Annotated in this window: 20 protein-coding genes and 1 CRISPR repeat array; of the genes, 10 read left to right on the top strand and 10 right to left on the bottom strand. The window is 65.3% G+C overall.

Features of this window, described 5'->3' with window-relative positions:
- The first annotated feature begins 33 nt into the window (after window positions 1-33).
- On the top strand, window positions 34-1,119 hold the full coding sequence (locus FG99_RS12285) for an IS110 family RNA-guided transposase (RefSeq protein WP_081884568.1): 1,086 nt from the start codon (window positions 34-36) through the stop codon (window positions 1,117-1,119).
- A 512-nt stretch (window positions 1,120-1,631) separates the two neighbouring features.
- Here FG99_RS12285 and FG99_RS12280 read toward each other — a convergent pair.
- Both FG99_RS12280 and prlC read right to left on the bottom strand, forming a co-directional pair.
- Complete coding sequence (locus FG99_RS12280; protein ID WP_043269901.1) at window positions 1,632-1,898, bottom strand: YheV family putative zinc ribbon protein; 267 nt, start codon at window positions 1,896-1,898, stop codon at window positions 1,632-1,634.
- Complete coding sequence (gene prlC, locus FG99_RS12275) at window positions 1,898-3,943, bottom strand: oligopeptidase A (RefSeq protein ID WP_043269899.1); 2,046 nt, start codon at window positions 3,941-3,943, stop codon at window positions 1,898-1,900. The genes FG99_RS12280 and prlC overlap by 1 nt, the downstream gene beginning before the upstream one ends.
- Window positions 3,944-4,021: 78 nt before the next feature.
- Here prlC and FG99_RS12270 point away from each other — a divergent pair, with 78 nt between their 5' ends.
- On the top strand, window positions 4,022-4,564 hold the full coding sequence (locus FG99_RS12270) for a gamma carbonic anhydrase family protein (RefSeq protein WP_043269897.1): 543 nt from the start codon (window positions 4,022-4,024) through the stop codon (window positions 4,562-4,564).
- Window positions 4,565-5,289: 725 nt separating this feature from the next.
- Here FG99_RS12270 and cas6f read toward each other — a convergent pair.
- Genes cas6f through csy1 form a run of 4 tightly spaced genes read right to left on the bottom strand, consistent with a single transcriptional unit; the run spans window position 5,290 to window position 9,143 of the window.
- Window positions 5,290-5,853: a type I-F CRISPR-associated endoribonuclease Cas6/Csy4 gene (gene cas6f / locus FG99_RS12265; RefSeq protein WP_043269895.1), complete on the bottom strand. Its 564-nt coding sequence runs from the start codon at window positions 5,851-5,853 to the stop codon at window positions 5,290-5,292.
- Window positions 5,854-5,856: 3 nt separating this feature from the next.
- Window positions 5,857-6,885 (bottom strand): type I-F CRISPR-associated protein Csy3, encoded by a 1,029-nt coding sequence (gene csy3 / locus FG99_RS12260; protein ID WP_043269893.1) that lies wholly within the window; start codon window positions 6,883-6,885, stop codon window positions 5,857-5,859.
- Window positions 6,886-6,895: 10 nt separating this feature from the next.
- Complete coding sequence (gene csy2, locus FG99_RS12255) at window positions 6,896-7,867, bottom strand: type I-F CRISPR-associated protein Csy2 (protein WP_043269892.1); 972 nt, start codon at window positions 7,865-7,867, stop codon at window positions 6,896-6,898.
- Window positions 7,854-9,143, bottom strand: a complete 1,290-nt coding sequence (gene csy1 / locus FG99_RS12250) for a type I-F CRISPR-associated protein Csy1 (protein ID WP_043269890.1) — start codon at window positions 9,141-9,143, stop codon at window positions 7,854-7,856. The genes csy2 and csy1 overlap by 14 nt, the downstream gene beginning before the upstream one ends.
- A gap of 34 nt (window positions 9,144-9,177) precedes the next feature.
- Here csy1 and FG99_RS32085 point away from each other — a divergent pair, with 34 nt between their 5' ends.
- Window positions 9,178-9,342 carry a hypothetical protein gene (locus tag FG99_RS32085; RefSeq protein WP_156060071.1) on the top strand — a complete coding sequence of 55 codons (165 nt, stop codon included), beginning with the start codon at window positions 9,178-9,180 and terminating at the stop codon, window positions 9,340-9,342.
- Between the two features lie 139 nt (window positions 9,343-9,481).
- On the opposite strand, the gene cas3f is transcribed toward FG99_RS32085, so the two are convergent.
- Window positions 9,482-12,712 carry a type I-F CRISPR-associated helicase Cas3f gene (cas3f, locus tag FG99_RS12245; RefSeq protein ID WP_043269888.1) on the bottom strand — a complete coding sequence of 1,077 codons (3,231 nt, stop codon included), beginning with the start codon at window positions 12,710-12,712 and terminating at the stop codon, window positions 9,482-9,484.
- Window positions 12,709-13,686, bottom strand: coding sequence for a type I-F CRISPR-associated endonuclease Cas1f (gene cas1f / locus FG99_RS12240; protein WP_043269886.1), 978 nt, complete (start codon window positions 13,684-13,686; stop codon window positions 12,709-12,711). Before cas1f ends, cas3f begins: the two co-directional genes overlap by 4 nt.
- A gap of 150 nt (window positions 13,687-13,836) precedes the next feature.
- Window positions 13,837-14,224: a CRISPR direct-repeat array (repeat unit 28 nt; unit sequence TTTCTTAGCTGCCTATACAGCAGTGAAG).
- Window positions 14,225-14,438: 214 nt separating this feature from the next.
- Between cas1f and FG99_RS12235 the strand changes: the two genes are divergently transcribed.
- The 5 genes from FG99_RS12235 to siaD all read left to right on the top strand — a co-directional run bounded on the left by FG99_RS12235 (window position 14,439) and on the right by siaD (window position 19,056).
- The gene (locus tag FG99_RS12235; RefSeq protein WP_043269883.1) at window positions 14,439-15,089 is read left to right on the top strand and encodes an HAD family hydrolase; all 651 of its coding nucleotides are present in this window, start codon (window positions 14,439-14,441) and stop codon (window positions 15,087-15,089) included.
- Between the two features lie 212 nt (window positions 15,090-15,301).
- Window positions 15,302-17,296, top strand: a complete 1,995-nt coding sequence (gene siaA / locus FG99_RS12230) for a biofilm regulation protein phosphatase SiaA (protein ID WP_043269881.1) — start codon at window positions 15,302-15,304, stop codon at window positions 17,294-17,296.
- Between the two features lie 9 nt (window positions 17,297-17,305).
- Window positions 17,306-17,848 carry a biofilm regulation protein kinase SiaB gene (gene siaB / locus FG99_RS12225; protein ID WP_009614787.1) on the top strand — a complete coding sequence of 181 codons (543 nt, stop codon included), beginning with the start codon at window positions 17,306-17,308 and terminating at the stop codon, window positions 17,846-17,848.
- 25 nt (window positions 17,849-17,873) lie between these two features.
- Window positions 17,874-18,254, top strand: a complete 381-nt coding sequence (siaC, locus tag FG99_RS12220; protein WP_009614788.1) for a biofilm regulation phosphoprotein SiaC — start codon at window positions 17,874-17,876, stop codon at window positions 18,252-18,254.
- Window positions 18,255-18,258: 4 nt separating this feature from the next.
- Window positions 18,259-19,056 (top strand): biofilm regulation diguanylate cyclase SiaD, encoded by a 798-nt coding sequence (gene siaD, locus FG99_RS12215; RefSeq protein WP_009614789.1) that lies wholly within the window; start codon window positions 18,259-18,261, stop codon window positions 19,054-19,056.
- 308 nt (window positions 19,057-19,364) lie between these two features.
- Here the strand turns inward: siaD and FG99_RS12210 are convergent, their stop codons facing one another.
- Together FG99_RS12210 and FG99_RS12205 are read right to left on the bottom strand one after the other, a co-directional pair.
- Window positions 19,365-20,468: a choline metabolism transcriptional regulator GbdR gene (locus FG99_RS12210; protein WP_009614790.1), complete on the bottom strand. Its 1,104-nt coding sequence runs from the start codon at window positions 20,466-20,468 to the stop codon at window positions 19,365-19,367.
- Window positions 20,469-20,832: 364 nt separating this feature from the next.
- Window positions 20,833-22,209 carry an L-serine ammonia-lyase gene (locus tag FG99_RS12205; protein ID WP_043269879.1) on the bottom strand — a complete coding sequence of 459 codons (1,377 nt, stop codon included), beginning with the start codon at window positions 22,207-22,209 and terminating at the stop codon, window positions 20,833-20,835.
- A 382-nt stretch (window positions 22,210-22,591) separates the two neighbouring features.
- Here FG99_RS12205 and FG99_RS12200 point away from each other — a divergent pair, with 382 nt between their 5' ends.
- A complete protein-coding gene (locus tag FG99_RS12200; RefSeq protein ID WP_371263867.1) occupies window positions 22,592-23,467 on the top strand; it encodes a choline ABC transporter substrate-binding protein in 876 nt (291 codons plus the stop codon).
- 220 nt (window positions 23,468-23,687) lie between these two features.
- Window positions 23,688-24,626, top strand: coding sequence for a choline ABC transporter substrate-binding protein (locus tag FG99_RS12195; protein WP_009614794.1), 939 nt, complete (start codon window positions 23,688-23,690; stop codon window positions 24,624-24,626).
- Window positions 24,627-24,655: the final 29 nt, after the last annotated feature.

Raw genomic sequence — 24,655 nt, 5'->3', positions numbered from 1 at the left:
AGTGAGGGTGAATCCATGAAAAAGCATACGACGATGAATAAGCCGGTGTCTGCAACCGATGTATCGGTGTGCACGACAGTCGCCGTGGATCTGGCGAAAAAGGTCTTCCAGGTGGCGGGGGAAGACGCCCAGGGTCAACTGGCATACGAACAGCGAATCAAGTCGCGTGAAGCGTTTCAGGTGTTTCTGCAGAAGCTGCCGGAGGGCGTGACGGTGCTGATGGAGACCGGTCCTGGAGCACAAGCCTGGGCCCGGCTGCTGCAGGCGCAGGGCAACCTGGTGCGTATCCTGCCGGCCCAGCGGGTGGCCGAGCACCGGAGCGGAGCGAAGAATGATCGCAATGATGCCCACGCCATTCTGCGGGCGGGCCGGGATAGCAGTATTGCGTCGGTGCCGGTGAAGAGCGTCGCGGCACTGGCGATGCAGGCCTGGCACCGTGTCCGGCGGGGCTATGTGCGGCGGCGCACCGCCATGGGTAATCAGATCCGCGGGCTGCTGCTGGAGCAGGGTATCGCCCTGGCGCAGGGGGATGTGGGCTTGAAGCAAGGTGTCACCCGGGTGCTGGAAGACGCTAGACAGCCGTTGCCGGCGCTGCTGCGCGAGCTGATCGACGAGATGCTGAACGAATGGAAACGGCTGGGCGAGCGTATCGCCGCGCTGACCGGGCGTCTGGAAGCCTGTGCCGCCGCCGACCCGACAGCCAAACGGCTGATGACGGTACGTGGTATCGGTCCGATCACGGCTACGGCCTTGCTGGCCAAACAGGTCGAGCCGGAACGTTTCGCCAATGCGCGTCAGTTCGCTGCCTACTTCGGCATCGTGCCCGACCAGCACAGCAGCGGGCAGAAGGTGCGGCTGGGCAAGATGACCAAACGTGGCGACGCCTATGTGCGCAGCCTGATGGTCGTAGGCTCGCATGCGGTGTTGAAGCAACTGCGGCCCGATTCCGAACACCCGGATGATCGGCGCCTGCAGCGCTGGCTACAACGTCTGGGGCGCAAGGGCGCGGCAGTGCGACTGGCCAACCGCAACCTGCGTATCGCCTGGGTGCTGCTGTGCAGCGAACAAACCTACCAGCGCAAGCCGAATGCTTGCCGGGAGATGGAAATGAGCCACTGATCAACGAGTTCCCGCCAACGGGGCGCCAAGTCGCTCCAACCCTTGCTGAAGAACATTGACCCCTGGTCAGACCGTCGCGGATCGATGCCTACGCTCCTACCGGCCTTCGAGGCCTCTTTGTAATCGGCATTCCGCGGGCTTACCCAATGTTGGCCAGAAGCCCGACGTGGCTTCCTCGAACAGGCCTAATACATAGATGCAGTCGGGTTTTCATGTTCAAAAGCGGGTTGACGGTGGGGGTGAGTCCATACATAGGAGCGAGCTTGCTCGCGAATGGAGTCTACCGGCTGCGCTGGTGCATGAGGTCACCTCCGCAACCCTCTCCCCAGCCCTCTCCCTGAAGGGAGAGGGGGCTATCCGTGCCGGCGGCTGCTTCCGTGCCATCCGGCAACTCTGGGGTTTCCGGCGAGAGTCGGAAATGCGCTTGACGCCGAACAGTCCCCTCTCCCTTCAGGGAGAGGGTTAGGGAGAGGGCGCTCTTAAAACCCCAGCACCGATAGCCCCCAGCAACCTCAATCCTTCTTCTTCAGCTTCGGATTAGGAAAGAACTGCACTCCCTGCACCTTCGGATCAGCCGGCTTCTTCAACGCGCTGGCATTGACCCGCGTAGCCAACTCCTTCGGCACCGACTGCCCCTGGGCATTGAGCGTGTCGGCGTAGCCGCAGGCCACGCACTCGCGGTGCGGCACGCCGTCCTCGTCCCACATCAGGATCTTGTCCTGCTCGCTGCAGGCCGGGCATACCGCGCCGGCGATGAAGCGCTTCTTCACCTCGGCCATCACGCAGCCTCCCCGGTCAGGCCGGAATGGCGCAGCAGCGCGTCGATCGACGGCTCGCGGCCGCGGAAGGCGACGAACAGCGCCATCGGCTCCTGGGAGCCGCCCTTGGCCAGGATGGCCTCGCGGAAGGCCGCGCCGGTCTGCGGGTTGAACACGCCCTCTTCCTCGAAGCGCGAGAAGGCGTCGGCCGACAGCACTTCCGCCCACTTGTAGCTGTAGTAACCGGCCGCGTAGCCGCCGGCGAAGATGTGCGCGAAGCTGTTGGCGAAGCGGTTGTACGCCGGTGGGCGCATCACCGCCACCTCGTCGCGCACGCCGTTGAGCACGTCGAGCACGCTGCGGCCGTCGCCGTGGCTGGTGTGCAGTTCGAAGTCGAACAGCGAGAACTCCAACTGGCGCACCATCATCAGGCCGGACTGGAAGTTCTTCGCCGCCAGCATCTTCTCCAGGATGTCCTGGGGCAGCGGCGCGCCGGTCTCGTAGTGGCCGGAGATCAGCGCCAGGCCCTCGGGCTCCCAGCACCAGTTCTCCATGAACTGGCTGGGCAGCTCCACCGCGTCCCAGGCCACGCCGTTGATGCCCGAGGCGCCGGCGTGCTCGACGCGGGTCAGCAGGTGGTGCAGGCCGTGGCCGAATTCGTGGAACAGCGTGGTCACTTCGTCGTGGGTGAGCAGCGCCGGCTTGCCGTTCACCGCCGGGGTGAAGTTGCACACCAGGTAGGCGACCGGGGCGATCAACTGGCCGGCGGCGTCGCGGCGGCGGTCGCGGGCGCCGTCCATCCAGGCGCCGCCGCGCTTGTTGGCGCGGGCATAGAGGTCGAAGTAGAAGCGCCCGACGTGCTGGCCGTTCTCCTCGATCTCGAACAGGCGCACGTCCGGGTGCCAGCGCTCGAAGTCATGCAGCTCGCGAATCTGGATGCCGTAGAGCTTCTGCACGATGGCGAACAGACCGGACAGCACTTTGTCCACCGGGAAGTACGCGCGCAGCGCTTCCTGCGACACGCTGTAGCGCGCCTCGCGCAGTTTCTCGCCGTAGTAGCCGGAGTCCCAGCTCTGCAGCTGCGCGCAGCCCTGCTCGGCGGCGTAGGCCTTGAGCTGGTCGAGGTCCTGCTGGGCGTAGGGCTTGCTGCGCACCGCCAGGTCGCGCAGGAAGTGCAGCACCTGCTCCGGGGATTCGGCCATCTTGGTCGCCAGCGACAGCGCCGAGAAGTTGGCGTAGCCCAGCAGGCGCGCCAGCTCCTGGCGCAGGTCGAGGATTTCCTGCATCACCGGGCCGTTGTCGTTCTGCCCGGCGTTGGGGCCCTGGTCGGAGGCGCGGGTGCAGTAGGCGGCGTAGACCTCTTCGCGCAGGGCGCGGTCGTCGGCGTAGGTCATCACCGCGAAGTAGCTGGGGAATTCCAGGCTGATCAGCCAGCCGTCCAGGCCCTTGGCCTGCGCGGCCTGCTGCATCTGCGCCCTGGCCGAGTCGGTCAGGCCGGCCAGCGCCGCCTCGTCGGTGACGTGCTTGGTCCAGGCCTGGGTGGCGTCCAGCAACTGGTTGGAGAAGCGGCTGCCCAGCTCGGACAGGCGCGCCTGGATTTCCGCGTAGCGCTTCTGCTGCTCGGCCGGCAGGTCGATGCCCGACAGGCGGAAATCGCGCAGGGCATGTTCCAGGATGGTCTTCTGCGCCACGTCGAAGTTCGCCGCGGCGGGGCTGGCGGCCAGGGCCTCGTAGGCCTTGAACAGCTCGCGGTTCTGGCCCAGCTCGGTCCAGTAGGCCGAGAGCAGCGGCAGGCAGCCTTCATAGGCCTCGCGCAGCTCGGCGCTGTTGCACACGGCGTTGAGGTGGCTCACCGGGCTCCAGGCCGCGCCCAGGCGCGCATGCAGTTCGTCCATGGCCAGCACCAGGCCGTCCCAGCTGGGGTTGGCGCCCTGTTCGGCGAGAATGCGCGCAATGCCGGCGCGGTTGTCGGCGAGGATCTGCTCGATGGCCGGCTTCACATGCTCGGGGCGGATGGCGGAGAAGGGCGGCAGGTCGTAGGACTGCAGAAGGGGATTCGCGCTCACGGTGGCAACCTTGGCTGAGGAAACACCCGGCCATCTTAAATACAATCGACGGCATCCGCAGCCTGAAGGAAAACTATCGTGGCCATACGTTCGTATCAGGGTAAAACGCCGCAACTCGGCGAACGCGTCTTCGTCGACCCCAGCGCCGTGCTCATCGGCGACATCGAAATCGGCGCCGACAGCTCGGTGTGGCCGCAGGTGACCATCCGCGGCGACATGCACCGCATCCGCATCGGCAACCGGACCAGCATCCAGGACGGCAGCGTGCTGCACATCACCCACGCCGGCCCCTACAACCCCGACGGCTTCCCGCTGACCATCGGCGACGAAGTGACCGTCGGCCACAAGGTCCTGCTGCACGGCTGCAGCGTCGGCAACCGCGTGCTGGTGGGCATGGGCTGCATCGTCATGGACGGCGCGGTGATAGAGGACGAAGTCATCCTCGGCGCCGGCAGCCTGGTGCCGCCGGGCAAGGTGCTGGAGAGCGGCTTCCTCTACGTCGGCAGCCCGGCGAAGAAGGCCCGCCCGCTGAGCGACAAGGAAAGGTCCTTCTTCGCCTATACGGCCGGCAACTACGTGAAGCTGAAGGACCAGCACATCGCCGAGGGCTATGCCGAATAAGGCAACAGGCGGCGCGGAGACGACTGGGCGCCGGTCTGTTTGTACGGCAATGAGGCGCGCAGGAATGCTCTTCCGAGTGTCCGGTGCTTTTTAGCTGCCTACACGGCAGTGAAGTCGATCCCGCCGCGGTACTTTTTGAGCGCGAACTTCTTAGCGGCCTATACGGCAGTGAAGTTGGCGCCGCCCAGGTAGGCGCCGCGCAGGTTTTTCTTAGCTGCCTACACGGCAGTGAAGAACGAATTGACTCTGCGCTGTATCTGGCTGATTTTCTTAGCTGCCTACACGGCAGTGAAGCCAGGACGGGGCTGACCTACCGTTCGACTACTGTTTCTTAGCTGCCTACACGGCAGTGAAGATCGAGGCCTACGCCGATATCCAGGCGCGCAATTTCTTAGCTGCCTATACGGCAGTGAAGTTGGCGGAGCGCTGCGTGCTCGACCAGTAGTATTTCTTAGCTGCCTATACGGCAGTGAAGCGATGCGGCGCTGACTAGGACCTTCCCTCCCATTTCTTAGCTGCCTACACGGCATTGAAGCGGCCGCTGGCGGCGAACCAGTACGGCATCAGTTTCTTAGCTGCCTACACGGCATTGAAGTAGAGGCTCAAGCTCCCAACTCGTTGTGGCTAAAAGGAAAACCAGCCATTAAGCTCATCTATCCCTTTTTTCGACGGCCCTTGTAAGTGACTGATTTTCCAAGATGTACAGAATGCCCCGGAAAAAAGGGTCAGAACCAGGGAACAGTACACCCATCGCTCAGCCCATAGCGGTTGATGTGCCCGGCCACCGGTTGGCTCTGCAAAGGGCCGTGGTGGATGAACAGACGAAAGTGCTGCCCACTGCTCTGACTGCGCAACCGGACGTAGGGCAAGTCGAGCCGGCGGGCGGCGCTGTCGGGAATGCGTTGCCTGGCTTCTTCTTCGCTGAAACCATGGCGGCGCATCTGCCGCCGCCGCAGGCGCTCCGGGTTGCTCTTGGCCTGCACGCGGCGGACCTGGCGATGCTGCGCCCCCTCGGGAACCGGCAGCAGTTCGCCCAGGCGCAGGTGGTCGCGCATGCCGGATAACCAGGGTTGAGCCATCAACGAATCCAGCGCGGCACTGGTTCCGTGCAGGCGTAGCTGGTTACCGAGGCATGGGCGCTTCTCGTCGACGGCCGGGAAGCTGATGCCGATGTTCTCCTCGGGCAGTGCCACCAATGCGCGGTGCAGCTTGGCAAACAACGCATTCATCAACTGGGGGCTGGGGAACTCCGGATCGGGCCTGATGTGGATATCCAGGTAGTGGTCCATGGCTCACTTCTCTTCCGCTTCGCCGAAGACGCCACCGCGGATCAGGTTGGCGATCACGAAGTGTTGCTGTTCGGGGGCCGGCGCCTGGTCCTTCAGCACCCAGCGGTCGAGCAGGCTGTAGAAATCCAGCTTCTCCCGCGGCTGGCGATAGGCCTTGCCCTGGGAGGTCACCGAGCCATAGGGCTCCACGGCGATGGGGCCGAGACCGTCCTCGTCGGGGTACCAGGTGTCGATGGTGCGCAGGGCGTTGCCGATCTTCTGCGAGTGGATGGCGGCGACCTCGCGGACCTGGTACAGGGTCTTGCTCTTCTGTCCGCGCTTGTCGCCGCGGTCGAGGATGAGCTCCTGCGAAGGGAAGACTTCCTGGCCGTCGCCGATGCGGGCAAAGGCGATGACTTCCAGCAGAACGTGGCCTTGGCCGGCCAGCCCCTCGGCGATCAGGCCGGCCAGACCGTCCAGTTCGTCACCGTCGTCGAAGGCGCGGAGGCTGTGGGCTAAGGCGTCGAAGGTCCAACTCTGCGCCGCTTCGCCGTTGCGCAGGTGGCGCACATGGACCTCTATGGCCTCGGCGCCAGTGCGGTTGCGCCAGAGGAATCGCCCGTTGGCCAGGTTGCCGGCATAGCGGCGCGCCAGTTCGCCGAAGCCCTGGCTGCTCACGTACTGGCCGACGGTTTCCAGCAGCTTGGCCTTGTAGGCGGTGTCGTTGCAGGCGGACGGCGTACCGGCACCGCCCAGCACGCGCAAGGTGAAGCGCACTCTTAAGGTGTCCGCATTGTTGGGCAGGTTGGCCACATCCACGGTCTGCAGGTTGGGCGACTGGATGGAGGCGTCGAGCTTCGCCGGGTCGCGGTCCTTGGTCTTCAGACGGTTGGAGATGGTGCCGCGTACGGATTTCTCGCGGATGGCCACGCTGGTCCAGCCGGCGGAGTCGCCACGGTTTCCCCAGCGCCCGGCGCTGAACAATGCGTCGGACGGGTCGAGCTTGCGCTCGAAGGCCAGGACGGAAGCGGTGCTGAGTTCTTGCTTGGACATGTCGATTTCCTTATGCGGTGGCTTCGTGGGCATAGTGAGGCGTGGTGCAGCGGTACAGCCCGGCCCGGGCATCGGCCTGGTGGTACCAGAGCAAATGGCGCAGGTCGGCGACCCGCTGCGGGCTCAGCCACTCGCCAAGGGTGAAGAGGGTTTCGACGAATCGCATTGGAACGCTCCGGTCACGAGCGTTGAGCACTTCCCCCGGCGCGTAGGTTTCCGACAGGGCGCCATAGCCCGCTGGAATCGGCACCAGCCAACCGGCCGGCCGCCTGGACTGCCATTGGGCGGGGCGGCCAGCCTCATGGTGGGGCGGGGGCTCGATGTTGAGTCGCGACAGGTCGAGCAGCGCATCCAGTTCGTTTGCCTGGGGATCGCCTTGGCGTAGGTCTTCCAGGTGCTCTTGCAGCAGACCTTCACGGCTGACCAGGGCGAAACCGGGTAGCAGGCGATGCGCCAGGCGCCGGTAGCGACGGCGCTGTTCGTCCGCATTGCCGGAAAGCAGCTCGAGCGACGGCTCCAGATAACCGCTCGTGGGCCGGGTGGCGGGCAGGATGCTGCCGCCGGCCAGGCGCATGGCATGGGCCTCATGGAGGAGCCGATGGGCGAGGCTGGCCAGGGAATGATCGTCGAGGGCATTGCCGCTGGCGCCGACCAGCAGGCTGACCTCCAGATGGGCGCGGCCTTCCTCGACGATAGCCGCCGTGCTGCCGTCCTTGTTCAGCGGGTTGCGCGTCAGGTTGAAGACCCTGGTGCGCTTGCCGGCCGGCTGCGAGACCTGTGGTTCGAAGCGATGGCAGATGATGCCGACGCCGTCCAATTGGAGGTCCAACTCGTTGGCCACGCGGCGATGCAGGGCGTGCACGAAACCGGTAAAGGCACTGGGAGCGGGGAAGCCCCAGGTCAGCGGGCTGGAGATGGCGTTGGCGTTCTGTACCCGCAGATGTGGGAGCAGAAGCAGGGCCTCGGGTTCAGCTGGGGTCATATTCGAGCTCCTCCCTGAGCAGTTGCAGTTCCTTGTGCAGGTCATGGGTCCATTGCCTGGCTTCGTCTTCGCCCAGCCGGTGTTCATGACCGCCAAGGGCCTGGTTCAGCCAGTTGGCGAAGCGCTGGCCGACTTGCTGGGGCCAATCCAGGCGAACTCGCTGGGCGGAGAATATTTCGTCTTGCCGTCCGCGCAATGGATCGAGCCAGAGACGCTCGGCATCGTGCAGCCGGCAGTCCTGCCGGGCGCTCCAGCCCGAAGGCTCGCGCACTTGGGCTGCGTAGTGCAGGAGCCGATCGCAGATGTCGCCCAGCAGGCGTTCACGCTTGCGGCGTATCGCCAGGTTGTTGTGGCTGGTGTGTGCCAGGAAATCGCGTAGCTCGCGGACGCGGCGGCGCAACGTCCCATCATGGCGAGCCAGGAATGGGAACACCGAGTCGGTGTCCAGCGGCAGGCGCACTTCCGGGCTCTCCCATTGTGGCGGCAGGGATGCCAGCAGCCAGTTCTCGCCGTGGCGTTCGCTGTTCAACTGGCTGATGTTCTGCGGCTTGGTACCACCGAAGTTCTGGATGGCCAGGTTCGGGTACTCGCGGTAGCCGTGGGGCCAGCCCTCGCCTCTGGCGCGTGCCTCGCGGGCTGCCCGGGCTGCCTCGCCGAAACGGTCGGCACGCAGTGTCTGTTGCACCTTGTGCGCCAGGCTGGTGGGAAACAGCGGGGCGAGCAGGTGGTAATCGCCCCCCGCGAGCGGGAAATACAGCTGCTTGGCCAGAGTGTGGGAGGCCGTTTTGCCCTTGCTTCGGGTGATGCTCACGAATGCATCGCGCCATTCCCTGGCAAGACTGCTTTCCTCGGAAAGCGCTGCGAGTACCTGCGGTTCGTCGTCCAGCAGGCGTTGCAACAGACTGCGGCCTTCCAACTCGAGGTTGAGGAACTTGAACACGTCCAGCGCGGCGGCGTTGCCCACTACGTCATGGGCCAGCTCGCCCTTCAGGCTGTGGGTACCGACAAGCCCAGGGGGCTTGGGTGACTCGGGCATGACGTAGAGGTTGCTGCCGCGGGCATCCGGGTGGATGGGTTTGAGGGTATGGCTGGCCATCTGGATCTGGCCGACCCGCCGTGCGGCATCGGCCAACCAGGCTTCGCGGCGATGCCCCTCGATCAGCGCCTGGCGTTTGCCTTCATCGTCGGGCCTGAGCTTGTCCAGCTTGGCTTGCAGGCGTTCGTCGATGAAGGACTGGATGGCCTGGCGCAGGGCCAGAGCGTTTGCTTGGAGCATCACGACCTCCTGGCGTTGGAAGAATGAACTGCAAGTGAGCCGTCAGACGGCGGCGCGCTATCTGGATGAACTGGTGGGTATCGGCATGCTCAGCAAGCATCGCATCGGCAAGGAGAACTTCTACCTCAACGACGCGTTGTTCGAATTGCTGCTCAATGCGGGGCACGCCGACGTGTCGATGGAACAGCGCCTTTCTTGACGCGTTCTCTGCTCGTGTTAAGGAAACCGATGTTTGCTTAACACGTTCTCTCCACGTGTTAAGGAAAACGCCATTTGCTTAACACGTTTCCTCGACGTGTTAAGGAAACCGGCATCTGCTCGACACGTCTTTCCCCTCTTCAGAGCCTGCGTTTGAAACCCAAGGCCGATTGGTAACCCCAGCCTTGGGTCGATTCGCGAAGCTGCACCCTGGCGAAGCGCATCGCGCAATCACGCAGCCCCATGTCGCTGCGTCTGGCCAGTGCTTCGAGTTCGTCGAGATAGTCGGCGGTCGCCCAGAGGCTGATGTTTTCGGCCTGAAGAGGGAGCGGCAGTAGCTCGCACAGAGTGCCGCAAGCGGTCCATTGGCCTTCTTCGTAGTGGTGGAGGCGCAGCCTGGTGTCGTCGTCTTCATCGGGCAGCAGGGCGTAGCTGTCCCCTTGGTTACCTGCCCGGAAGGGCTGGTCGCTCTGCAGGATGCCGGACAGCGAAGCCGGTGATTGCCACCAGAGTTGGGTGTTCAGCTCTATCGCTGCATTGCCGCCGTGCAGCAGAGCACGTAGCCGGGCGTGCTCCAGGTCGGCCAGGTGCATGCGAGGGCGCAAGGGCTGCGGCTCGACGATGCGCGCCGTGGCGTCGATCACCGCCAGTTGCTCGGCCGGTAGCAGGTCATGCAGGTCGTGACTGTCGAGGGGGAAGTCCTTGCTTTCGAAACCCGGCTGGCGATAGGCGGGGTGGCGCCCCTCCAGGCTCCACAGGTTCTGCGCCAGCAGGTACAGGTTGGGGCTGGCGCAGGCACCCGGGCGATGGCGCCGGATGCGGCCGGCGAGCTGGATGATCGAACGCATGGAGGAGGGCTCGGCGATGGCCCAGTCGTAATCGTGATCGCGTCCCACCTCCGCTACTGGCGAGGCGAGCACCACGAACAGATGGTCGTCCTGCGGGTACTCCGCCAGCGCGCGGCGCACGCTTTCCCTGGCGAACAGCCGTGGCGCGTCCCCGTCACCGCGCTTGAGCAGTTCGTCGAGTTCGTGCTCGATGGCCGAGCGCATCAGCAGCGGGTGATGGGAGTGGTAGATGCACAGGTGCAGTTGGCAGCCCGGTGGCGCGACTCCAGCCAGCAGCGCGCGGGCCAGGTCGATCAGCGGCTCGATGTGCGCCAGGCGCAGCAGGCCGAAGCTGACGCGTTTGCCCTCGTGCGCCGTGTGGTGCTGGCGATGCAACTCGCCCATCCAGGCCGGCAGTTGCCGTGCCAGTTCCGTGCAGATGCCCTCGCGCGTCCGGGTTTCGGGGCTCAGGCTGCGAATCTCGGCGCGACGGCGGACCTCGCTTTGCCGCAAACGCCGTGCGCGCTGTTCGACGAAGGCCGCATGGGCTGCAGCGAACGGCTCCAGCGTGGCGCAGTCACGTTCCGTGCAGCCGTATTCGTCGAACCAGGCGCAGACCACGTTCGCCGGGGCTCCCGGGTGTTCGCCGCGATGGCGCTGGAAGACCTGGCGGCCATTGCGATAGGCCTCGAACAGCCCTTCCACCAAGGCCGGCGGCAAGGTGGCCGAGGACAGCAGTACCCGGCTGCCGAGCAGGCCTGCCCAGTGCACCAGGCGGGTAAGGGCGGGCAGGTCGTCGATGTCGAAGTCGTCCGGTTCGTCGAGGACCAGGTCGGAAGTCATCAGGCGCAGCATGGGGGCTATCTGGCGGCCGCCGCGCAGGCTTTCGGTGGCCGGCACCAGGTGGTCGATGGTGCAGACCAGCAGCGGTGCATCGAGTAGCTTGCCGGCGGCCGGGTTACCCGCGAGCCAGTCTTTCAGGGGCCCGCTTTCGAGGCGGCCTTCGTAGCTCACATGGCTGTTGTCCGGCAGCAGCGGCTCGGCAGACTCGCTACCCCGCGCGTCCAGGTCCTGTCGAGTCAGTTCGAACAGCTCCCGGGTGGCGCCACCGCCCACCAGGACGGCGAGGTCGTCGTCGCCCAGGTCGAGTCGCTGGCGGTAGGCTTGCCCGGTCTGCAGCGTCAGGGTGCGCAGGCCGAGGGCAATGGTGGCGCGCATGCCGCGCCCGGGGCTGGCCAGGGCGTAGAGGATGCGTCCGTTGGCGAGGGTCTTGCCGCAGCCGGTGGAGGCCATGTTGATGCCGAAAAAGCCCTGCCGGCTAGTCCGTTCGGCGAGGGCGCCGGCCATGTCGAAGGCCTTGTCCTGCCAGCGGAAGCGCTCTTCCGTGGCGCGGCGCTGGAAGCCCTTGTGGCGTGCCAGGCGGGGCAACTGCCGTTCGAGCCGTGGCAGCAGGCCCAGCAACTGCCGTGCGCCCCGGGCGACACCGATCAGATGTTCGTCCAGGTGCTGCTTGAGCGATCCGCTGGCGCCGTCGGTATTGGCGAACAATGGGAAGCCCTTGTCGCCCAGTGGGCTGGCCGGGCGGCTCGAGTAGTGATGGTCGGCGAGCATCAGGGCCAGACGGGAAAGATGCATGACATAGGGATCGCCGAGAAAGCCGGCGCCGCGCTGGACGAAGCCGTTGCGCTCCAGCATCGACCTGGCGCAGGCAGCCGCCTTGCGCCGCCAGGCACCACTGGCGAAGGGCAGACCGTGGGAGAAACGCCAGCAGCTCTGCTTTTCCTCGGTCGTGGCATCGCCACGCGGGCCGCACCATTCCGGCTTGATGGCGCCGGGCAGGCGCGCCAGGGTAGCGGGACCACGGTGCGGGCCCAGGGGCAGTCGGTGGTGGGTGAGAATCAGCCAACCCAGCGCCCGGGCCAGGGGCGGCATGCCGTTTTCATGCAGGGGGTTGCCCGGCGTTTCCAGGCCATCGCAGCGCAGGCTTGCCAACCAGGGTGTTTGCGCCTGCTCCTCGGCCTCGGCCAGGCTCTGCAGCCAGGCCCGGTCGTCCGTGGCCTGGCCGACGAAGGCTTCGAACAGCCTCAGGGATACCCACTCATGGCGGTAGGCATCGGCCAGCGGTTTGCGGCTCTTCAGTTTTGCCTGGAAGGCGTCGCTGGCCTTGCCGATATCGTGGAACAGGGCCGCCATCTGCGCGAGCAGGCGGATGTCCTCGGCGCTGTGCCAATCGTTCTCGTCTTCCCGGCGCAGGACATCGAGGCTGGTCGTGTCCGTGGGGACGGCGCCCTGGGCGTTGAAGCGGCTGGCGTTGCCGACGATCCAGAGCAGTTCGCTATGATCCTGTCCGCGAATCCAGTGGCAGGCCACGGCAGTGTTGCGCCGTGCGCTCTTCTTCAGCAGGCGGCGCAGGGTGTCCAGGCCGGCCTGGGTAATCGCCGTCTGCCAGGTGCGGTCGCCGCGCCGCTCGGCGAACTGATCGAGGATGCGCCGGCTCTCGGCCAGCGCGCGTTTATCGCATTGCGCGATCAGCAGTACGTTCACCGACTGCCTTCTCCCAGCGTATCGACCACGGCCTTGAGCGTGTCGATCATGAAGTCGAGGGACTCGGTGCGCGTGAGGCTTTCGATGCAGCTCTGGCGGAAGTCCTGCTCCGTATCGCCACGCATGGCCGAGATGAAGGCCTGGGGCAGGATGACCGCGTCCTTGATCAGGTCGGCGATGTCGAACACCAGGCCCCCTCGGCGTGTCTTGCCGTGCAGCACGGCAAGGCCATGGGGTAGGCCCAGCACCCAGGCAGCGGTCGCGCCCAGGCCATAGGCGAGGTAGTTGCCATGGTCGAGGAAGCGGTTGGCCGGGTCCGTACCGCTGCCGTGCTTGGCCCGAGTGAACTCGCCATAGCCGCAGGCCTGGGCGGCCAGGCGGAACAGCCGCTTGGTAAGGCGCGCTTCTTCCGTCAGCAGCAACTCGTTGCTGGATATGCCTTCCAGGGCCTGGCTAGAGGCTGCCAGCGCCGACAGCAACTGTTCGGAGTCGACCTTGAGCCCAGCCTCGCGCAGGAGCCGGTTCTCCAGCCAGTGTTGGCGCACCCGCTCCAGACGGGCGCGCTGGAAAGCCTTGGCGGCTTCCAGGCGCAGTCTGTCGTCGAACCAGAAGCGAACCCAGTTCTGCAGGTATTCCGTGGGTCGGTATTCGCTCTGCGGCGGAAACCAGGCGACCTCCACTTCCATCTCGTTGGCGCTGAACAGGGGCGTCCCGCCTCCACCGCAGAAGCCGACCATGACACCGGCCCTGGCCAACTCACGCATGGCGGCCTGGGTGACCGAGGTGCCGGTGCCGAGCAGCAGGCAGGTGGTGTTGGCGATAGGGATGTTCCAGTACAGCGAACGCTTGCCTTCATCGGTGACGTACTCCACCCGGCCCCCCTTGACCAGTACCCGGCAGTGCTGGAGGTAGTACAGGTTGGCGCGCTTGGAATGGAGAATGGTCTTCAGGTCGGAAGGGGCGAACTCGTCCATGGTCGCGGGTGCCGAAGCGGGATGATTGCGCGATGCTACTGCTGCATGCGGGGGAAGGGAATGATGGAGGTTTGCTTGACTGCCTGGCATGGGAAGAACTGCCTATATGGCAGTGAAGGGGCCTTGGCGGTCATTTAGTCCGCCCTCGCATTTCTTCGCTGCCTACACGGCAGTGAAGACTTGGGCGGCCTTGGTCAGGTCGATGGTGATTTTCTTAGCTGCCTATACGGCAGTGAAGGCCGGCGATGGTGGAATGGGGTTGGGTTATGCTTTCTTAGCTGCCTATACGGCAGTGAAGGAGCTACTGCAATTTCGAATACTGCCGCACAATTTCTTAGCTGCCTATACGGCAGTGAAGGTGTTCGACTCTGGGCGGCCCGGCGGCAAGGTTTTCTTAGCTGCCTATACAGCAGTGAAGTCCTCGACACTGTCCTCGCCCAGCAGCTGCTTTTTCTTAGCTGCCTATACAGCAGTGAAGTCCTCAACGCCCTGGCTTTTTCCGAGCTACTGTTTCTTAGCTGCCTATACAGCAGTGAAGTAGAGATGTTACTCCTCACCCCCCTGACTTCCCACGAGAAAGCACCCTATACACACGCATAACCCTTTTTTCAGGGGCCTCTCCAAACCATTGATTTTCATGGGACTCGCAAGAGGCTCCAGAAAAAGGGCAGGAAGTCATTGCATGGGCGTTTGGTCGGTACGGAGGCCAGTTGTATGCTTCCGGTTCGATTCTTCCTGTCGCAGCCTTGCCCATGCACTACCAGAACATCCTCTTCGACCTCGACGGCACCCTCACCGACCCGCGCGAGGGCATCACCCGTTCGATCCAGTATGCCCTGGCGCAGTTGGGCATCGACGAGCCGGACCTGCGCCGGCTCGAACACTTCATCGGCCCGCCGCTGCTGCAGTGCTTCATGAGCACCTATGGCTTCGACGAGGCGCGGGCCTGGGAGGCGGTGAACCATTACCGGATGCGCTTCAAGGACACCGGGTTGTACGAGAACCGGGTGTTCGACGGCGTCGGCGAGTTGCTGGCGCTGCTTGGCGGCCAGGGCCGCACGCTGTTCATCGCCACCAGCAAGCCCACCGTGTTCGCCGCCGAGATCGCCCGGCATTTCGACTTCGCCCGGCATTTCAAGGTGATCTACGGCAGCGAGCTGGACGGCACTCGCACCAACAAAGTGGAGCTGATCGAGCACCTGCTGCGCCTCGAAGGCCTGGACCCGGCGCAGACGCTGATGATCGGCGACCGCAAGCACGACCTGATCGGCGCGCACCGCAACGGCCTGAGCGCCGCCGGCGTCGGCTACGGTTTCGGCAGTCGCGAGGAGCTGCTGGCCGAAAGCCCGGCGCACTACTTCGCCAATCTGGGCGAACTGCACGCGGCCTTCGCCGCCGGCTGAGGCGCAAGACCCCGGGAGGGCCGCCTCCCCGTGCTGCAACGGGGCGCCGTGGCGGCGGGGGAAATCGCGTCTAGAATGAGTCAGTCGGATGACGTCAAAAATATGGCAAATAGCCATTAATTTGCATTGCCTGGGGAAAGGCTCGCCTGCACAATTGCGCTTTCGCCAAAAGAACGACACTGACTCGGCGAACGGGATTTCTGGGGACAGCCATGGCGGCACGATGGGGATTGCGCGGCAAATCGGTGGTAGCGCTGTTACTGGCCTGCGTTCTGGCGTTGGTTCCCGCGGTGCTGCTGGGCTGGAAGGCGATGGAGGACATCCGCACGCACTTCGGCCTGGCCTATGCGAAGAACTTTACCCTGCTCAACCAGCAGAAGATCCTCGCCCCGGTGATCCGCGAGCTGTCGCTGTCGCGGCGCCTGGCCGAGTCGGTGGTGACCCAGGACTGGCTGCTGGACGAGAGCAGTTCCGAGCGGCGCACGCGCTTCTTCCGTGAGGCCGACGGTTACCGCGGCGACCAGGGCGAGTATTCCTACTTCGTCATCGTCGACTCCTCGCTGCACTACTACTTCAACGACTCCACCTCGCCGCTGTCCAACGCCCCGCGCTACACCCTCAGCCGCGACGACCCGCAGGACGCCTGGTACTTCGCGACCATGGCCAGCGACAGCCCCTACAACATCAACGTCAACTACGACGCCAAGCTGCGCGCCACCAAGGTCTGGTTCAACGTCCAGGTCATCGCCGGCAACCACAAGGTCGGCCTGGCCGGCGGCGGGCTGGACCTGACCGCCTTCCTCGACCAGTTCATCTCGCGCCGCGAGCCCGGGGTGACGCCGATGATCGTCGACGCCGACGGCGCCATCCAGGCGCACCCGGACCGCAAGCTGATCGCCTTGAGCTCCGGCGCCGGCACCGCCGGGAACGATGGCCACCGGGTCTTCGACCTGCTGGCCAGCGACGAGGAACGCAAGGGCCTGCGCCAGGTGCTGGACGACGCCCAGGCGCACCCGGGCGAGGTGCGCACCTTCTGGGCCACCCTCGACGGCAAGCGGCAGCTGCTGGCCACCGCGTACATTCCCGAGCTGCGCTGGCACGTGCTCAGCGCCGTCGACCTGCACGCCGCGCAGGTGCTCGACAGCCGCTGGATCTGGCCGCTGGCGGGCACCCTGCTGGGCCTGCTGGCGCTGCTGCTGATCGGCTTCGCCTACACCGTCGAGCTGCTGCTGCTCAAGCCGCTGCGCGGCCTGCGCCAGTCGGCCAAGGCGATCGCCGCCGGGCAGTACGACAACCCGCTGCCCAAGTCCCGCGGCGACGAGATCGGCGAGCTGTCCGACGCCTTCGCCAGCATGGCCAACCAGGTCCGCCGGCACACCGAGGACCTGGAGGACAAGGTGCGCCAGCGCACCCAGGCCCTGGAGCAGGCCAACCGCGAGATGGCCGCGGCGCAGAAGAAGATCGGCGATTCCATCGACTACGCCAGCCTGATCCAGCGCGCCATCCTGCCCGACCGCCAGCTGCAGTCGTCCCTCGGCCAGCACCATTTCGTGCTGTGGAAGCCGCGCGACGTGGTCGGCGGCGACTTCTACATCTACCGCGAAGGCAGCGAGGACAGCCTGATCGGCGTGGTCGACTGCGCCGGCCATGGCGTGCCCGGCGCGCTCATGACCATGCTGGCGCTGGCCGCCATCGACCACGCCATCGACAGCGTGCAGAGCCACGACCCCGCGTCGATCCTGCGCGAGACCGACCAGGTGATGCGCGGCATGATCGGCCAGGAGCGGGTGACCCAGGCCCTGGCCACCAACATGGACGCCGGTTTCGTGCGCATCGACCACGGCCGCCGGCTGCTGCACTTCTCCGGGGCGAAGATCTCGTTGTTCGCCAGCAATGGTGACGAGGTTCGCGAATACAAGGGCGGCCGTCGCGCCATCGGCGACAAGCGCCAGGGAGAGTACGAGAATATCCAACTGCCGCTGGAGCCGGGCTGGACCTTCTACCTGTGCACCGACGGCTTCCTCGACCAGGCCGGCGGCGAGCACGGCTTCGGTTTCGGCAACAGCCGCTTCGCCGAACTGCTGCGCCGTCATTCACGTCTGCCATTGGCCGAGCAGGCGCGGGTGTTTGCCGCTACCCTGGCGGACTATCAGGGCGAACGGCCGCAACGCGACGACATCACCATCCTGTCCTTCCGATTCGAGTAGGAGTACGCCATGGAGACACTAGACCTGTTGGCCATGCGTGAAAGCTACACCCGACAACGCATCCTGCTGTGCTTCAACGGCCCGATCTCGCGCAGCCTGATCGAGGAGATCGGCCACGCCCTGCGCAACTACATGCAGGCCGAGCAGGCGCACCCCAGCGAGGCCATGGACGTCTTCGCGGTCTACATCGAGATGACCCAGAACATCCGCCACTACGCCACCCAGCGCGGCTACGGCGACCAGGACGCCTCGGCCACCGTGGCCATCGCCCGCGACGACGACGGCCACTACGTGGTGTCCGCCGGCAACCTGGTGGAGCTGGCGGACGGCCGCGAGCTGGTGCGCAACATCGAGGCCATCGCCGGGCTCGACAAGGCCCAGCTCAAGGCGGCCTACAAGGAGCAGCTGCGCCGCCCGCGCGATTCCGGGGTCAGCAGCGGCGCCGGCCTGGGCCTGCTGGACATCGCCCGCAAGTCCAGCATGCCCTTGCAGACCTCCCTTACCGAACAACCCGATGGGCGCGCGTTCTTCAGTCTGCGCGCCGTGATCTGACCACGCGTTTCAGGAATACAAAGGTATGAGTGACCTTCACATCAGCGGCACCCAGTCCACCCCGTCGATCCACGGTGACTGGGAAGCCGGCGTCCTGGCCATGCAGGGCGACTCCTATCCCGAGAACTCCTACGAACTCTTCGGCCAGGTGATCGAATGGGTGGAACGCTTCCTCGCCGGGGAGCAGCGCCCGCTGGCACTGGACTTGCGTCTGCTATACCTCAATACCAGTTCGATCAAGGCGATGATGGATATCTTCGACCTGCTCGAGGAAGCCCACCGCAACGGTCGACAGACCCAGGTGAGCTGGCACTACGACCGCCGCAACGAGCGCGTCGCCGAACTGGCCGAGGAATTCCGCGAAGACTGTAGCTTCCCGTTCGTCATACAGCCCTACGACGAGTGATGCCATGAACAGCGAACGCGAGCTGGACCTGTTGATCGAGGAGCTGCTGGCCGACCCGCAGTATTTCGACCATCCGCTGCGCGAGGCGCTGTTCCTCAAGCACCAGCAGTCCCTCGACCAGCTCGCGCGCCTGGAGCGCATCGCGCGGATTTCCGACGGTTTCCAGTCGATGGCGCGGGCGCAGAACTCGACGCTGTCCGAGCGCTACCACAAGCAGTTGCGCCAGTTGGAGAAGGTGGCGCGCATCTCCGACCGCTACCAGAACATGATGCGCGACCTCAACGTGGCGCTGCGCGAGGCCTCCACCCACGACCCGCTGACCGGCATCGGCAACCGCCGCCTGCTGATGGAGCGCCTGCGCGAGGAAAGCGAGCGCGCCCAGCGCAGCGGCAAGCCCTACGTGCTGGTGATCCTCGACATCGACCACTTCAAGCAGGTCAACGACACCTGGGGCCACGAGGTGGGCGACCGCGTGCTGGTGGAGATCGGCTGCACCATGCAGGCCGCGCTGCGCCAGTACGACCTGTGCGGGCGCTGGGGCGGCGAGGAGTTCCTCCTGCTGCTGCCGGAAACCGCCATGGCCGACGCCGACCAGGTGATCGACCGGGTGCGCCAGGACATCCGCTCGCTGGCCGTGCGCGTGGGCACCGAGGCGCTGTCGGTGACCGCCAGCTTCGGCGTGGCCGAATACCGCCTGGGCGAGAGCTACTCGCAGACACTCAGCCGGGCTGATGCGGCGCTGCTGGAGGCGAAGCGCAGCGGGCGGGACAAGTGCGTGGCGAGTGCTGTGACGAGTGGTTGAGCTGACGGGTTTTCTGTAGGAGCGAGCTTGCTCGCGAACGGTGCTCGCCGGTGGTATGGGTACTTCAGGTTACCTCCATTCCCTCTCCCCAGCCCTCTCCCTGAAGGGAGAGGGGGCTAGTCCGTGCCGAGAGAAGGCATGGCTTCGTCCTGATACCTGCGGAGTTGTCGGCTAACGCCAGAACAACCGTTTCTGCCCAACGGTCCCCTCTCCCTTCAGGGAGAGGGTTAGGGAGAGGGGCGGAGCCAATCCCAGGCACCAAAGCGATAGGCGAACACCCATCGCAATCACCCCACCGCAAAAAAACCTCAAACCCTCACACTGGCAAAGGTCGACTCCCCCTGCGCCTGGCTCAGCGCCGAGATCGCCGAGGAGTGCGGCATCAGCGCCAGGTCCTGGGGTATCGGCATGACCATCACCGGCTGGCCGATCGGCTGGCCCTGGCGTTCGTCGCGTGGCGGGATGCCGAAGTATTCGCGGTAGCACTTGGAGAAGTGCGGGGTGGAGACGAAGCCGCACACCGAGGCCACCTCGATGATCGACATGGAGGTCTGCTTGAGCAGCTGGCGCGCGCGGATCAGGCGCAGCTTCAGGTAGTAGCGCGACGGCGAGCAGTGCAGGTACTTCTGGAACAGCCGCTCCAGCTGGCGCCGCGAGACGTTGACGTAGACCGCCAGTTCGTCGAGGTCGATCGGCTCTTCCAGGTTGGCTTCCATCAGCGCGACTATTTCCTGCAGCTTCGGCTGGTTGGTGCCGAGCATGTGCTTGAGCGGCACGCGCTGGTGGTCCTGCTCGTTGCGGATGCGCTCGTAGATGAACATCTCGGAGATCGCCGCCGACAGCTCGCGGCCGTGCTCGCGGCCGATCAGGTGCAGCATCATGTCCATCGGCGCGGTGCCGCCGGAGGAGGTGTAGCGGTTGCGGTCGATGGAGAACAGGCGGGTGCTCATGGCCACCCGCGGGAAGGCTTCCTGCATCGCTGCCAGGCATTCCCAGTGCACGCTGCAGTCGTAACCGTCGAGCAGGCCGGCGCGGGCCAGCGCCCAACTGCCGGTGCACACCGCGCCGAGGCGGCGGCCCAGGCGCGCCTGGGTCTGCAGGAAGCTCACGTGCTCGCGGGTGACGCTGCGCTGGATGCCCACGCCGCCGACCACGATCAGCGAATCCATCGGCGGGGCGCCGTCGGTGCTGGCGTCGGGGGTGATCTGCAGGCCGTCGCTGGCCCACACCTGGCGGCCGTCGAGGGTGAGGGTGTGCCAGCGGTACAGCTCCCTGCCGGAGAGCTGGTTGGCCATGCGCAGCGGTTCCACCGCCGAGGCCAGGGAGATCAGGGTGAAGTTGTCCAGCAGCAGGAAGCCGATGGACTGCGGAGCTCGGTTTTGCGGGGGAACTCCGGGGTTGAAAGCATTCATGATGCTCGATCTCCTCACGCTAGTCACGGTTGCCCCTGAGGGGCTTTCTTATGCTTGTTTTCTGCCTGGGTGACCCGCAGGTCACCACCGCTTCCAAGAGCAAGGCAAATGCCGTGCCTATGTTGATTGGGCGTTCAATAAAAAAAGAAAAGCGCCTGGGAACGGCGCTTTTGGGAGCTTGGATGCGACCCCTGACATGTCGCAAACGCCTATGGGGCGTGGCCTCTGGGGCATTTGGTAGCACTCGGCCCGTGGCTGCCGAGTGCCAGCATTTTCCGAAAGTAACGCTTGTCAGACCTGTCCGATAACGGCGCGACGCTGCGCCAAAAGGTGGCGTCGGGCGCGCGGAGTGAGCAAAAGGGGGTCAGCACTCGATGATGCTGACGGCCAGGCCGCCACGGGAGGTTTCCTTGTACTTGTCGTGCATGTCGGCGCCGGTGTCGCGCATGGTGCGGATGGCCTGGTCGAGGCTGATGAAGTGCTGGCCGTCGCCACGCAGGGCCATCTGCGCGGCGTTGATGGCCTTCACCGCGGCGATGGCGTTGCGCTCGATGCAGGGCACCTGGACCAGGCCGCCGACCGGGTCGCAGGTCAGGCCCAGGTTGTGCTCCAGGCCGATCTCGGCGGCGTTCTCCACCTGCTCGGGGCTGGCGCCGAGGACTTCGGCCAGGCCGGCGGCAGCCATGGCGCAGGCCGAGCCGACTTCGCCCTGGCAACCGACTTCGGCGCCGGAGATGGAGGCGTTCTTCTTGCACAGGATGCCCACCGCGGCGGCGGCGAGGAAGAAATCCACCACGTCCTGCTCGCTGGCATCGGGGTTGAAGCGCATGTAGTAGTGCAGCACCGCCGGGACGATGCCGGCCGCGCCGTTGGTGGGCGCGGTGACCATGCGCCCGCCGGCGGCGTTTTCCTCGTTGACTGCCAGGGCGTAGAGGTTGACCCACTCCATGGCGCTGAGGGTGGAGCCGATGACGTTGGGCTTGCCGATCTCCAGCAGGTTGCGGTGCAGGCGGGCGGCGCGACGCTGCACGTTGAGGCCGCCGGGGAGGATGCCCTCGGCCTTGAGGCCGTTGTTCACGCAGTCCTGCATGGCGCGCCAGATGCGCATCAGGCCGTCGCGGGTGTCGGTGTCGCTGCGCCACATGCGCTCATTGGCGAGCATCAGCTGGGACACGCGCAGGTTGTGGCGGCGGCACAGCTGCAGCAGCTCGGCGGCGCTGTTGAAGTCGTAGGGCAGGCGGGTGGTGTCCTGGTCGAGACTGCCGGTGGCGGCCTGCTCGGCATCGACGACGAAGCCGCCGCCGATGGAGTAATAGGTGTCGGCGTACAGCTCATTCCCGTCTTCGTAGGCGACCAGGCTCATGGCGTTGGGGTGGTAGGGCAGGTTCTCCTCCAGCAGGCGCATGTCGCGCACCCAATCGAAGGCAATGCGCCGCTCGCCGGCCAGCAGCAGTTCGCCGCTGCCGAGCAGTTCGGCCATGCGCGGGGCGATCTGGCTGGGGTCGATGCGGTCGGGCCACTCGCCCATCAGGCCCATGATCACGGCGCGGTCGGTGCCGTGGCCGACGCCGGTGGCGGAGAGCGAACCGTAGAGCTTCACTTCGACGCGGTCGACGCGGGGCAGCAACTGGCGCTCGCGCAGGGCGCCGACGAACAGGGCGGCGGCGCGCATGGGGCCGACGGTATGCGAGCTGGAAGGGCCGATACCGATCTTGAACAGGTCGAACACACTGATAGCCATGCCGGCCTCCGCAGGAACTGGGCGTGATGCGGAGCGCCCGCGGGCACTCCTGATGCGGGGCATGATCGGCCCTCGGCCGGCGGGGCCGGCGTCCGGCACCGACTTGGCCTTATCCAAAAGCGCCGCGGCGTGCGACACGGGAAGAATCGTGCCAGGCGATGTCGCTAATGCGACAAATAGTTATGAATTTGAGACTTGGTCGATAGACAACATCAATCAGTCGACAGCCCCATATTTCGGGGTGTTTCATGATGAACGGTCGACGAACGGCTAGGGTTTCGCCTTCGGACCTGCGCTTGACCCCTCCCCGTAATTGCTAGAGGCTGACCTCATGAAGTGTTTTCTGTTGTCGCTGTTGGCGTTACCCGTTCTTTGCTCAGGCCTGGCCCAGGCCGCCGAACCACAGTCCTGCTCGCTGGTCCGTTTCGCCGATGTCGGCTGGACCGACATCACCGTCACCACCGCCGTCACCCGCCTGGTGCTCAGTGAACAGGGCTACCGCACCAAGGTCGAGCGTCTCTCCGTCCCCGATACCTACAAGGCTATGGCCGAGAAGCGCATCGACGTCTTCCTCGGCAACTGGATGCCGAGCATGGCCGCGGACATCAAGCCCTACGCCGACAACGGCCAGGTGCAGACGGTGCGCGCCAACCTGGAGGGTGCCAAGTACACCCTCGCCGTTCCCCAGTACGCCTACGACGCCGGCCTGAAGAGCTTCGCCGACATAGCGAAGTTCAAGGAGCAGCTGGGCGGCAAGATCTACGGCATCGAGCCGGGCAACGACGGCAACCAATTGATCCGCAAGATGATCGCCGAGAAGGCCTTCGGCCTGGGCGACTTCCAGCTGGTGGAGTCCAGCGAGGCCGACATGCTCGCCTCGGTGCGCCGCGCCGGCGCCCTCAAGCAGCCAATCGTGTTCCTCGGCTGGGAACCGCACCCGATGAACACCCGCCTGCAGATGCGCTACCTGGAAGGCGGCGATGCCTATTTCGGTCCGAACTACGGTGGCGCCACCGTCTACACCAACGTCAGGGCCGGCTATCTTGATGAATGCCCGAACGTCGCGCAGCTGCTGCGCAACCTGAAATTCGACCTGGCCATGGAGAACCGCCTGATGGACGCGGTGCTCAATGAACGGAGCAATCCGCGCCAGGCCGCCAAGGACTGGTTGCAGGCCAACCCGCAGGTGCGCGACGCCTGGCTCAAGGGCGTGCAGCCGCGCGCCCAGGCCCAGTCCAAGGCCGTCGCCCAGCAGTGAGAGCGACGCCGCCGGGACGCCGGAACAGGGCCGTGGAACTGGATGCGACACCCCTGGTGCTGATTGCGACTTCGCCTGCACTGGTTGCGACGCACCCGGTATGCGGCGGATTTTTCCTGTTCCATGATCGTTTCCGAATCGACGAAGAAAGGGCCCGCGTCCCGGCGCGGCCCACCTAGAAACCCACGCAGATCGCCCCATCCCGTAGAGGAGTACGCTCATGAAAGGTTGCAAGTCTTTGCTACTGGCTGTGTCCCTGAGTACGCCGCTGGTGGTTCAGGCCGCTGAACCTGAGTCGTGCGGCACGGTTCGCTTCTCCGACGTCGGCTGGACCGACATCACCGTCACCACCGCGACCACTCGCCAGGTGCTGGAGTCGCTCGGCTACACCACCAAGGTGAACATGCTTTCCGTGCCGGTGACCTATCGCTCGCTGGCGAACAAGGACCTCGACGTCTTCCTCGGCAACTGGATGCCGAGCATGGCCAACGACATCAAGCCCTACGCCGACAACGGCTCGGTGGAAACCGTGCGGGCCAACCTGGAGGGCGCCAAGTACACCCTGGCGGTCACCCAGGCGGCCTACGACGGCGGGCTGAAGACCTTCGCCGACATCGCCAGGTTCTCCGACAAGCTCGGCGGCAAGATCTATGGCATCGAGCCGGGCAACGACGGCAACCGCCTGGTCCAGGGCATGATCGACAAGAACCAGTTCGACCTGGGCAAGTTCAAGCTGGTGGAGTCCAGCGAGGCCGGCATGCTCTCGCAGGTGGGCCGCGCCGACCGCCGCAGCCAGTGGATCGTGTTCCTCGGCTGGGAACCGCACCCGATGAACACCCGCTTCAAGATGCAGTACCTGCAGGGTGGCGATGACGTGTTCGGCCCCAACTACGGCGGCGCGACCATCTACACCAACGTGCGCAAGGGCTACGTCCAGGAATGCCCGAACGTCGGCAAGCTGCTGACCAACCTCACTTTCACCCTGGACATGGAAAACAAACTGATGGACGCCGTGCTCAACGAGGGCAAGAAGCCCGAGGACGCGGCCAAGGCCTGGTTGAAGGATCACCCGGAACTGCTCGATGCCTGGCTGGCTGGCGTCACCACGCGTGACGGCAAGCCGGCGCTCGCCGCGGCCAAGGTCGCTTTCGCCAAGTGACCCTGGCCGGTCGCTTCCACCTTGCTTGA

The sequence above is a fragment of the Pseudomonas sp. AAC genome, from assembly GCF_000725445.1.
In the GTDB taxonomy this organism is placed as follows: Bacteria; Pseudomonadota; Gammaproteobacteria; order Pseudomonadales; family Pseudomonadaceae; genus Pseudomonas; species Pseudomonas citronellolis.
The sequence above is the reverse complement of the archived record's forward strand: the minus strand, read 5'-3'. Positions and strand labels throughout refer to the sequence as shown.

Excerpts from the sequence above, each read along its gene's own strand:
- FG99_RS12285 (WP_081884568.1), top strand. The coding sequence starts at position 34 with ATGAATAAGCCGGTGTCTGCAACCGATGTATCGGTGTGCACGACAGTC.
- FG99_RS12280 (WP_043269901.1), bottom strand. The coding sequence starts at position 1,898 with ATGGCCGAGGTGAAGAAGCGCTTCATCGCCGGCGCGGTATGCCCGGCC.
- cas6f (WP_043269895.1), bottom strand. The coding sequence starts at position 5,853 with ATGGACCACTACCTGGATATCCACATCAGGCCCGATCCGGAGTTCCCC.
- csy3 (WP_043269893.1), bottom strand. The coding sequence starts at position 6,885 with ATGTCCAAGCAAGAACTCAGCACCGCTTCCGTCCTGGCCTTCGAGCGC.
- csy2 (WP_043269892.1), bottom strand. The coding sequence starts at position 7,867 with ATGACCCCAGCTGAACCCGAGGCCCTGCTTCTGCTCCCACATCTGCGG.
- csy1 (WP_043269890.1), bottom strand. The coding sequence starts at position 9,143 with ATGCTCCAAGCAAACGCTCTGGCCCTGCGCCAGGCCATCCAGTCCTTC.
- cas1f (WP_043269886.1), bottom strand. The coding sequence starts at position 13,686 with ATGGACGAGTTCGCCCCTTCCGACCTGAAGACCATTCTCCATTCCAAG.
- FG99_RS12235 (WP_043269883.1), top strand. The coding sequence starts at position 14,439 with ATGCACTACCAGAACATCCTCTTCGACCTCGACGGCACCCTCACCGAC.
- siaA (WP_043269881.1), top strand. The coding sequence starts at position 15,302 with ATGGCGGCACGATGGGGATTGCGCGGCAAATCGGTGGTAGCGCTGTTA.
- siaB (WP_009614787.1), top strand. The coding sequence starts at position 17,306 with ATGGAGACACTAGACCTGTTGGCCATGCGTGAAAGCTACACCCGACAA.
- siaC (WP_009614788.1), top strand. The coding sequence starts at position 17,874 with ATGAGTGACCTTCACATCAGCGGCACCCAGTCCACCCCGTCGATCCAC.
- siaD (WP_009614789.1), top strand. The coding sequence starts at position 18,259 with ATGAACAGCGAACGCGAGCTGGACCTGTTGATCGAGGAGCTGCTGGCC.
- FG99_RS12210 (WP_009614790.1), bottom strand. The coding sequence starts at position 20,468 with ATGAATGCTTTCAACCCCGGAGTTCCCCCGCAAAACCGAGCTCCGCAG.
- FG99_RS12205 (WP_043269879.1), bottom strand. The coding sequence starts at position 22,209 with ATGGCTATCAGTGTGTTCGACCTGTTCAAGATCGGTATCGGCCCTTCC.
- FG99_RS12195 (WP_009614794.1), top strand. The coding sequence starts at position 23,688 with ATGAAAGGTTGCAAGTCTTTGCTACTGGCTGTGTCCCTGAGTACGCCG.